The 9925-nt window shown below is 63.4% G+C and carries 9 protein-coding genes; 5 read left to right on the top strand and 4 right to left on the bottom strand.

Going from position 1 to position 9925, the window contains the following annotated elements; genetic code table 11:
- Positions 1–2: 2 nt before the first annotated feature.
- Both CH276_RS20565 and CH276_RS20560 read right to left on the bottom strand, forming a co-directional pair.
- Positions 3–485, bottom strand: a complete 483-nt coding sequence (locus tag CH276_RS20565) for a hypothetical protein (RefSeq protein WP_094631526.1) — start codon at positions 483–485, stop codon at positions 3–5.
- Positions 482–1066, bottom strand: coding sequence for a hypothetical protein (locus CH276_RS20560; RefSeq protein WP_254924351.1), 585 nt, complete (start codon positions 1064–1066; stop codon positions 482–484). The genes CH276_RS20565 and CH276_RS20560 overlap by 4 nt, the downstream gene beginning before the upstream one ends.
- A 157-nt stretch (positions 1067–1223) precedes the next feature.
- On the opposite strand from CH276_RS20560, the gene CH276_RS20555 reads away from it, so the two are divergent.
- From CH276_RS20555 to CH276_RS20535, 5 genes are read left to right on the top strand one after another with little or no spacing between them, the layout of a single operon-like run.
- Positions 1224–2327, top strand: coding sequence for an alpha/beta hydrolase (locus tag CH276_RS20555; protein WP_094631525.1), 1104 nt, complete (start codon positions 1224–1226; stop codon positions 2325–2327).
- Positions 2324–3577, top strand: a complete 1254-nt coding sequence (locus tag CH276_RS20550) for an oxygenase MpaB family protein (RefSeq protein WP_094631524.1) — start codon at positions 2324–2326, stop codon at positions 3575–3577. Before CH276_RS20555 ends, CH276_RS20550 begins: the two co-directional genes overlap by 4 nt.
- Positions 3574–4896 (top strand): homogentisate 1,2-dioxygenase, encoded by a 1323-nt coding sequence (hmgA, locus tag CH276_RS20545; RefSeq protein ID WP_094631523.1) that lies wholly within the window; start codon positions 3574–3576, stop codon positions 4894–4896. Before CH276_RS20550 ends, hmgA begins: the two co-directional genes overlap by 4 nt.
- The gene (locus CH276_RS20540) at positions 4893–6380 is read left to right on the top strand and encodes an aldehyde dehydrogenase family protein (protein WP_094631522.1); all 1488 of its coding nucleotides are present in this window, start codon (positions 4893–4895) and stop codon (positions 6378–6380) included. Before hmgA ends, CH276_RS20540 begins: the two co-directional genes overlap by 4 nt.
- Before the next feature lie 35 nt (positions 6381–6415).
- Positions 6416–7486 (top strand): lipocalin-like domain-containing protein, encoded by a 1071-nt coding sequence (locus CH276_RS20535; protein WP_369597437.1) that lies wholly within the window; start codon positions 6416–6418, stop codon positions 7484–7486.
- A gap of 63 nt (positions 7487–7549) precedes the next feature.
- On the opposite strand, the gene CH276_RS20530 is transcribed toward CH276_RS20535, so the two are convergent.
- Positions 7550–8488 (bottom strand): TAXI family TRAP transporter solute-binding subunit, encoded by a 939-nt coding sequence (locus tag CH276_RS20530; RefSeq protein ID WP_094631578.1) that lies wholly within the window; start codon positions 8486–8488, stop codon positions 7550–7552.
- Between the two features lie 25 nt (positions 8489–8513).
- Positions 8514–9878, bottom strand: a complete 1365-nt coding sequence (locus CH276_RS20525) for an MFS transporter (RefSeq protein ID WP_094631577.1) — start codon at positions 9876–9878, stop codon at positions 8514–8516.
- Positions 9879–9925: the final 47 nt, after the last annotated feature.

The raw sequence follows: 9925 nt of genomic DNA, 5'->3' as shown, positions 1-9925 counted from the left end.
CGTCAGATCGGGTCCAGCTTCGAAATCAACCACCGGCCGTCGACCTGATCCAACTCGAGACGAAGGCTGCTCGACGCCGCCTTGGGGTCGGGAGCGTCGGTCGACGTGATGTTCTGGTTCACGAACACCAGTGCCACAGCGGAGTTTTCCGACGACGACACCAACGAACTCGCCGAGACCGTTGCACTCGAGGTGATTCCGCGGTCTCTCGCGGCCGGAGCGATGGACTCGGCACCGAAAGCGCTGTAATAGTTCAGGAAATCACCCGTGAGGAAGGATGCTGCATGCTCGATGTCGGCATCCACCGTCTCCGCGCGGTACGACAGGACCGCGACGGCACCCTCGTCGGCCGCGTCACTGATGGCCGAGCGAGCCTGCTGCTGTTCTTCGTCGGCTCGGTTCGCCACGTAGAGCGTGGCCGTGGATGCTCCGCCACCGACGAGCAACAGCGACAAGCCCGCTCCCAGCAGCGGACGGCCGATCACGGGACGAACTCCACGTCGGATACCAAGATCGACTCGCCGGCGTTGTCGAGCGTCACTCGAAGTCTCCAAATCCTCGGTTCTTCCTGCGCGCCGGAGGAATTGGTGACGCTCGACGTCGCTGCCACGAGAACACTGGCTGCGTGGTCGTCGGCGTTCTCGATTCCTGCTTCGGTGATGGACCCCGTCGCCTGCACATCGGCTTGCTGCACCACCGAGACGAAATCATCTGCTCGATCGCCGAACTGGTCGCGAAACGTGCCGGTCGAACGTTCGAGAACTCGCGCGACATCGTCATCGACGGTCGACGCGGAGATCGTGGTCAGATCGAGCACGCTCTGGCGTGCAGCCTGTAGATAGCGCTGCTCGAGGTCCCGTGTGGACTCGAACCTCAGATGCTGCTGTAGCAGTACTCCGCTCGTTGCGCCGAGTGCGACCACGGCGAGCAACGCGGCTCCGAACACACTGCGGCGCACGTGAGGCACCGGTGTTGCCGAGTCGCTTACGGGATCGCTCGAATCGCCGCTCGGGGCGTCGTCATCCTCGTCGGACGCACTGTCCGGCAATGCTTCTCGCAGACTCACCTCGCCACCTTCCCAACCCTCGGGAACTCGACCGTACTACAGAGTATGGACGGCCCGCAGCCGAACGAGCGAAAGAAATCGACCCTTGTCCATACCTCAAAGTATGGTACGTTTCTGTGACTCGGATCGCAGTCGTCCTAGGAGGCGGACCCCAGACGTGATCGTCGATGACTTTCAGAGAATTCAGTACGAACCGGCCCGAGACGGCCGGGTGGAAATGCACTCGGGCCTGTCGCGGCACTACCCCACACTGCACGCCAATCTCGTTGCCCAGCAACACCACGACCGAAGTGTCGGAATCCTTCTCGCACATCCCACATCGGACTTCCTGTCGCACTTCCTACTTCGCGGCTTCGCCCAAGCCGGTCTGCCGATCATGGGGCTGAATACGCGATACAGCTCGAACGAGCCGGCGCTGTTGATGGAACGCGCGATCGCAGATGTCGGATCCGGTGTGCGCTGGATGAAGAACGAACTCGGCTTCGAGAAGGTCGTTCTTCTCGGGTTCAGTGGCGGCGGCTCGCTGTCGACCTATTACCAGGAGCAGGCGGAGTCACCGACCGTCGAGGTCGACGGCCCAGCGCTCGTCCCGGCCGACGCACTGATGCTCGTCGGAGCTCACTCCGGGCGGGCACGCGTACTGCGTCACTGGATCGACCCCGCGGTCACCGACGAGAACGATCCGTTCTCCACCGACCCAGAGCTCGATCTGTACGATCCCTCTCGCACTGTTCCCCTGGACAGGGGCTGGGTCGAGCAGTACCGCGCAGCTCAGCTCGAACGCATCAGAAGGATCGACGACTGGGCGATTCGCGAGCTCGACACTCTCTCTGCACGGGACGCTTCGGATCACGCATTCGTGGTCCACCGCACCGTCGCCGATCCCCGGTTCGTCGACCTCACGCTCGATCCGAGCGATCGAGAACTGGGCAGCATGTACGGAGATCCTCAGCGCGCCAATACCGCTGCCGGTGGACTCGCACGATTCGTATCGGTACGCAGTTGGCTGAGTACCTGGAGTTCGGATCACACCGGAGCCGACGCCCTGAAAAATCTGCCGAGGATCGAAGCACCCACGCTGATCGTCTCGCTGCTCGGCGATCAAGCCGCATTCGCCGACGACGCCCGAGCGATGCACGATGCCAGTCCTGACTCGACACTCGTCGAGCTGCCCGAACTCAATCACTATCTCGTCGACCAACCCCACGGTGTCGGCGTCGTCACCGACGAATGCGGCACCTGGATGGAGAAGAACGTATGACCCTCACCGCGGACACCGGACGCGTCCCGACCGCCTTCACCTACTGGGAGCATCGGAAGAATCCGCGTCTCGCCCGAGTGGAATCGACGGTGCGAAAGCTGTTCGGCACGTCGCTCTTTCCGTCCGACGACCTCGCCGCCGACTTCTGCGACAGCCTGTTCCACGGAGACCCCGTCGCCGAGAATTTCGTCGACGAGGTGTTCGCTGCGGATCCGAAGGCCGGGCGCGCACTGCTCGACCGAGCGTTGGTGGAGGGCATCGACGCCCTCGACGACGTACCGGCCACCATGCGTGTTCTCTTCGACGAGTTCGAGACGCTTCCGGAGTGGGTGCGGCCGGAGCTCGTCGAACAGGGCGCGGCCATCTGGCGGCGCTGGGGAACGATGTTGTTCGCTGTTGCGGGCGGCATCACCCTCGAGATGTACACCGAAGCGGCCGTTGCGACGCCCCTGTCCCTTGCCGGCGGCTACGCGGGCGACAACGCGCTACGTCGATTCCTCGAAACCTGCCAGTTCTGGGTCGACACGTCGGAGCCGGGGGCACTGCTGCGCATCGGCTCGACCGGCCGCGCAACCGCGATGAAAGTGCGGGTGATGCACGTTGCAGTCAGACGTCGCATCGACGGGCATCCCGAATGGCACACCGAGAAGTGGGGCTACCCCATCAGCCAGGGCTATCAGATGCTGACGCTGCTCGGAGGCAGCACCGTACCCGCGTTGGCGCTGCGACTGGTCGGGCTGCAAACCACACCCAGCGAGATTCGCGCGCTGTTGCATTTTCAGAAGTTCATGGGTCATCTGCTCGGGGTGAACGTGGACAACTTTCCGACCACGATCGCCGACTCACTGCGCATGACGGCCATGGTCTCGGCAGCACGCAGTTACGACGCCGGGGTACACGGCAAGGAACTCATCGAGTCGTTTCCCGCCAGCTTTGCGCCCAGGCCGCACCAGAAGGGATTGGCGCGCTTACGAGCTCGGTACAACCACGGAATCTACGGCGCGTACACCACGTTGTTCATGGGCCCGGCGACGCGTGCGAAGTACGACATGCCGTCTGCGTTCCCGTGGATTCTGATCGTGATCGCACGGTTCCCACTCATCACCGTCCTCGAGCTCGTTCGCCGAATCGTGCCCGGGGCCGCGCAGCGCATGGAGCGAATCGCCGACGCGCACCGACGCAGTTGGCTTCGTGCCCAAATGGACGGCAGAGAGGCCGAATTCGACGCCCAGGGAGCGTTACGCCGATGAGCGAGAACCTCGAATATCAGACCGGATTCGGAAACGAGCATCACTCGGAGGCGGTTCAGGGCGCTCTGCCCTGGGGCCAGAATTCTCCTCAGCGAGCGCCCTACGGCCTCTATGCCGAGCAGCTCTCCGGAACCGCATTCACCGAGCCGCGCGAGATCAACCGGCGCACGTGGGTCTACCGCATCAGCCCATCGGCGCGGCATCCCAGGTTCGAGCGCATCGACAACCGCCACTTCCGATCGGCTCCCTTGGTCGACGGCGTACTCGACGTCAATCGACTGCGCTGGAATCCGCTGGACACCCCGTGGCCGGACCAAGACTTCCTGGACAGCATCTACACCATGGCAGCGAACGGTGATGCGCTCGAGCGCAACGGAATCGCCGTGCACATGTACCACGCGACGAAGTCCATGACCGACCGATACTTCGCCGACCTCGACGGTGAACTACTCGTGGTTCCGCAGTCGGGTGGGATACGAGTGCACACCGAGCTCGGTCTCTTGGACGTCGTCCCCGGCGAGATCGCCGTGGTCGGTCGTGCGGTGAAGTTTCGTGTCTCGCTGCACGATGATTCCGCGGCCGGATACATCTGCGAGAACTACGGGGCCTATTTCGCGTTGCCCGAACTCGGCCCGATCGGTGCCAACGGTCTCGCGCATGCCCGGGACTTCTCGTATCCGGTTGCCGCGTACGAGGATCGGGCAGACACCGTGCAGGTGGTCCAGAAGTTCGGCGGCCGGCTCTGGGCAGCGGAGTACGACCACTCCCCCTTGGACGTCGTGGCCTGGCACGGTACCCACAGCGCGTACAAGTACGACACGAACCGTTTCAACACGATGGGCACCGTCGGATGGGACCATCCCGACCCGTCCATCTTCACCGTCCTCACCTCTCCGTCGGAGCGACCAGGGCAGGCCAATGTCGACTTCGCCATCTTCCCGCCCCGTTGGAATGTTGCCGAACACTCGTTCCGGCCGCCTCACTTCCACCGCAACATCATGACCGAGTTCATGGGACTCGTTCGTGGACAGCACGATTCCAAGGCCGAGGGCTTCGTTCCCGGCGGGGCGAGCCTGCACAACATGTGGGGAGCCCACGGTCCCGACCTCGAGACGTTCACCACTGCGTCGAATGCGGAGTTGGTGCCCCAGAAGTTCGACGGCTCCTTGGCTTTCATGTTCGAGACCCGACTTCCGTTGATCACGACGGACTTCGCGCACAGTGCTGGGCACCGCCAGCCGGACTACGACTCTTCGTGGAGCGGCTTGCAACGACATTTCGTTTCCCGAGATTCCGCATCCACAGGAGATCCACGATGACCACAGCAGACATCACCCGACCTGAATTCGAGCTACCCGAACCACTGCTTCGCATCGGTGGTGCACCTGTCGCGGCCGCCGACGGTGCCACATACACCTCGACGAATCCTGCCACCGGCGAGGTGGTCGCCCAGATCGCTGCGGCCGGTCAGGAGGACGTGGATGCGGCGGTTCGTTCTGCGCGAGAGCAGTTCGACCACGGTGAGTGGTCTCGTACCAGTGGCCCCGAACGAGGAAAGGCACTGACGCGGTTGGCAGCGCTCATCGATGCGGACGCCGAGACTCTCGCTGCCCTCGAAGCCGTCGAGATGGGCAAGCTCTTTCGCGACTCCGTCGGCGGTGACATTCCCTGTGCCGCCGAGGCGTTCCGTCACTTCGCCGGGTGGGCAGACAAGATCTCGGGTTCGACGATGTCCCTACCCAACTTCGGACCACAGAACAGATTCGGCTACACCGTCCGCCAGCCGCTCGGTGTCATCGCTGCGATCACTCCCTGGAACAACCCGGCCCTGATCGCGGCCTGGAAGCTGGCGCCGGCTCTCGCCGCGGGGAACACCGTCGTCGTCAAGCCGGCCGAGGACGCCTCGTTGTCCACGCTGCGACTGGCCGAACTCGCCGCCGAAGCAGGCATCCCAGACGGGGTGATCAACGTGGTCACCGGGCTCGGTCCCGTCGCCGGTGCAGCCCTGGCCGCGCACCCCGGTGTCGACAAGGTCTCGTTCACCGGCAGCCCCGCTGTGGGGCAATCGATTCAGAGTTTCGCGGGCGACAGCTTTCGCAAGCTCGTTCTCGAACTCGGAGGCAAGGCGCCCCAGCTGATCTTCGAGGATGTGGACCTCGACGCTGCGATGCCCTGGATCGCGATGGGCAACTTCTACCATCAGGGCCAGGTGTGTGCTGCCGGGACGCGGGTCCTGGCCCACGAGTCCGTCATCGATCAGGTCGTCGACGGTCTCGTTGCCGCGGCCGAGAGCGCAGTGGTCGGAGATCCGTTCGACGACAGGTCCACGATGGGAACCATCGTCAATGCGAAGCAGCTCGCCCGTATCGAGGGGTACATCGATTCCGGAATATCCGAGGGCGCACAGTTGATCTGCGGAGGTAAGCGCGAACCCAGTACAGGGATCTACGCGCAGCCCACGGTGTTCCGCGGTACCAACGAACTCACCATTGCGCGCGACGAGATCTTCGGCCCGGTTGCCACGGTGATCAGCTTCCGCACCACCGAGGAGGCAATTCGGATAGCCAACGACACCCGCTACGGTCTCAACGCAATGGTTTACTCACAGAACATCTCTCGCGTCCATTCCGTAGTCGAGAAGCTTCGCGTGGGAACTGTCTGGGTCAACGGGTGGGGTGTACCGGATCCAGCACTGCCCTGGGGCGGCCGATCAGGGAGCGGCATCGGCCGCGAGCTGGGCCGATCCGGCCTCGAAGGCGACACCGAGGAAAAGACCGTACACATCGGCTTCGACGGCCTGTGATGCCCGACTTCACCGCACGAAACGGAGATACACGGATGACAACGACCGAAATCGTCGAAACCTGGAACGGCCCCGGCAGAACCGATGCCGCTCTCACCACGGTCCAACCGCGGCACAACGGTGCGCACCCGGTGCCGGGGAGTCGAACGGGGTTCGAGCACTGGTACTTCGACGCGCACCTCGACGACGGCCACACCATCATCGGCTTCCTCAACCTGCGCCGGCCGGAGGAACCGGCCTTGGTGGCCAAGCCGAGTGTCGAGATCTTGATCTACGCACCGGACGGGACTCGGCGTCAAATCCTCACGCGGTACTCCAAGAAGCAGGCCTCGGCGTCGATCGCTCGGTGCGATGTGAGGGTGGGACCGAACCACGCCTGGGCCGAGTTTCCGCAGGACGGCTTGCCGATTCATCATCTGTCGCTCTCGGAAGAGGACGTGACGTTCGATCTGCGGTTCCACAACGAGCTGCCCAGTTGGATGCCGGGCGAAGGCGAAACCCTGTTCGGCGCAACCGATGTGTTCGGTTGGGTCGTCGCTGCTCCCCGTGCACGTGTCGAGGGGTCGATCACGATCGGAGCAGAGACCAAGGCCGTCACGGGACGGGGCTACGCCGACCACAATTGGGGTGCCGGCGACATGAAGAGTGTCATCGATCGGTGGCACTGGGGGCGTCTGTACGACGACGACTACTCACTGCTCTACGCGCTGGTCAAAACGAAGGACAGACTCGGCGCGCACGAGAGCCGACCGCTCATGCTGGCGTACAGGGACGAGGTGATTCTCAGCTCCGGTGAGGCGGAGGTATCGGAAGGGCCGATGGTGTACAACGCGATTGCCAATCGCGAGTACCCGGAATGGCTGAAGATCGAGATCCCTGGCGTGGTGAAGCTGATCTTGACCGTCGAGACTGTGGTCCACGCTCACGACTTGCTCAGCGACGTACCGGTGGCCGGCCACAAAGCCGTCCGCCCGTTGCTCTATCGACTCGTCGGGCACCCCGGATACTTCCGTTTCGATTCCACCTTCGAGCTCACAGTGGTGCGAGACGGTGTCACCGATGTTCGCACCGGCAGAACGTTGCACGAGCTCGTGGCTCTGAGCTGATCCCCTCACCCCGAGTCGACGGGGACCGAGCGGGCACGGAATGTTCGACCGGTGACGCGAGGCTCAACCGTGCCGTCTGCGATATTCCTGTTCGGCTCCGGGGTGGAGGGGGATGCTGCCGGTCATGACCAGCGACCGCGCATCGAGAAATTGGCTGCCGATCGCCTGGCTGGGAACCAGCCCGGACGACTGATCGAGAAGCACACCCACCAGTGCAGCGACAACGCGGTCCGGCACGTCCGGATGTGCCAGGAGAAGATTCGGAATGCCCACGGAGGTCACCTCCGGATGTTCGCCGTACACGTTTGCCGGTACCAGCACAGCCTCGTACGCGGTACCGAATTCGCGTCTGAGATCAGCGACGACGGTACCCAGATCGAGTAGACGAATCGCGGCTCGAGGCTGGGCAAATGCCGGTGTCGGCAACCCGCCCGCCCACATCACGGCGTCGACTTCGTTGGCCGTCAGGGCATCTGCCGCTGAGCTCATCGAGAGCTGAACCTCTTCGACAGCGCCGTCTTCCGAAACACCCGCTGCACGGAGGACTCGCTGAGATACTTCGGTGGCACCGGATCCCGGGGCACCGATGCTCACGTTTCGTCCTCGCAGATCGTCCACGGACTCGATGGTCGAGTCTGCTCGCACGGCCACTTGGAAGTAGTTCTCGTAGACGCACCCGACTGCCGCCAGCTCTCCGCTCGGATGACTGTAAGCAGCGTCCATGAGCGTCAGTGCCAGCTCGGCCTGCCGAGAACCCAATGCCTCGAGGTTGTCGACGGAGCCGGCAGAGGTGAGCGGAACGATCTGTGCTACAGCGGTTTTCGCGACAGATTCGGACAGCAGTCCGGCGAACTCCCAGAAGAAGCCACCGACCTCGCCTGCAGCGAGGCGCAGCTGCATCGGCGGATCCGAGGCGCAGGCACCCGCGAAAGCAGCGCTCAGTGCCAACAGACCGGCCTGCAGCGCCGTTCTACGCGAGAGCGACGCTGCATGCTCGGCCATGTCAGTCACTGTAGGGCGTCGCAGGTCACTGGAACGCTCGACCCTGCTCTCGGTCGAGTACGGTCTCGGACTTGTTGCGCAGTACGAAGATGTACACAAGCAGCGAGATGGCGATCACGACCGTCACGTAGAGGATGAACCAACCCACGTGCCCGCCGTTCTTCGCGGCTTGGTAGATCAGTGGTGCTGTGCCGCCGAAGGCCGAGTTGGCGAGCGCGTATCCCAAGCCGACGCCGAGTGCGCGGACGTGAGAGGGGAACAGCTCTGCTTTGACGATCGCATTGATCGAGGTGTAGCCGGTGAGGATGACGTAGCCGACGCACACCAGTGCGAGCGACTGCACCACTGACGTCGCCGTCGGCAGGTACGTGATGAGTACGTAGGTGTACAGCACGGCTCCGATACCGAAGAAGACGAGCAGCGGCTTGCGGCCCACCTTGTCGCTGATCATTCCGCCGATGGGCTGCAGCAGCATGAGGAAGACCAGGCCGGCGAGGTTGATCCAGGTACCGGTCATCCCCCGGTCCTCGTACGCGGTCTTGACCATCGAGGGTGCGTTGACGCTGTAGGTGTAGAACGCAATGGTGCCACCGGCCGTCACCATGAAGCAGATCAGCAACGCCCGCCAGTGGTTGGCGACCAATTCCTTCAAGGAACCGGAGGCTTTGTCCGCACCGCTGCGAACGGCGTCGAGTCGATCCTCGGTCAAGGATTCGTCCATGCTGCGGCGCAGCCAGAAGACCACCACTGCCGCGACTCCGCCGATGAAGAAGGCTATGCGCCAACCGAAGTCCTCGATCTGTTCGCGCTCGAGGAACACCTGCATCAGCAGCAGAGTCACCTGTGCGAGCACATGCCCACCGACGAGGGTGACGTATTGGAACGACGAGAAGAATCCCCGACGCTCGCGCGTGGCGGCCTCGGACATGTACGTCGCCGACGCACCGTACTCACCACCGGTGGCGAAGCCCTGAACCAGCCGGCACAGGATCAGGATCACGGCGGCCCACACGCCGATGCTCTCCCGTCCGGGAGTGAGCGCGATGACCAGCGAGCACGCCGCCATCATCGAGACGCTGAACGTGAGTGCAGCCCTGCGCCCGTTGCGGTCCGCGTAGCGGCCGAAGAACCACGACCCGACCGGTCGCATCAAGAACGTGACCGCAAAGATCCCGTACACGTAGATGGTGGAGTTCTTGTCGGCGGAGTCGAAGAACTGATTCTCGAAATACGTCGCGAAGACGGTGTAGACGTACACGTCGTACCACTCGACCAGATTTCCGGACGACCCCCGCAGCGTGTTGAAGACGGCACGGCGGGTGGCAGCGCGAGAGGAAACGGGTGGACTCGGGAGCGTCGAACCGGTGATCGAGGTGGCCTCGTTGGCCATGGTTTGGTCCTTCCACATTCAGCGGACAATTGGGCTGCCGGTCATTG

The sequence above is a fragment of the Rhodococcus sp. 06-470-2 genome (assembly GCF_002258235.1).
Lineage (GTDB): Bacteria > Actinomycetota > Actinomycetes > Mycobacteriales > Mycobacteriaceae > Rhodococcoides.
This window is presented reverse-complemented; position numbering and strand designations above follow the sequence as displayed.

Coding starts and splice junctions, on each gene's coding strand:
- CH276_RS20550 (WP_094631524.1), top strand. CDS start 2,324: ATGACCCTCACCGCGGACACCGGACGCGTCCCGACCGCCTTCACCTAC.
- hmgA (WP_094631523.1), top strand. CDS start 3,574: ATGAGCGAGAACCTCGAATATCAGACCGGATTCGGAAACGAGCATCAC.
- CH276_RS20540 (WP_094631522.1), top strand. CDS start 4,893: ATGACCACAGCAGACATCACCCGACCTGAATTCGAGCTACCCGAACCA.
- CH276_RS20535 (WP_369597437.1), top strand. CDS start 6,416: ATGACAACGACCGAAATCGTCGAAACCTGGAACGGCCCCGGCAGAACC.
- CH276_RS20530 (WP_094631578.1), bottom strand. CDS start 8,488: ATGGCCGAGCATGCAGCGTCGCTCTCGCGTAGAACGGCGCTGCAGGCC.
- CH276_RS20525 (WP_094631577.1), bottom strand. CDS start 9,878: ATGGCCAACGAGGCCACCTCGATCACCGGTTCGACGCTCCCGAGTCCA.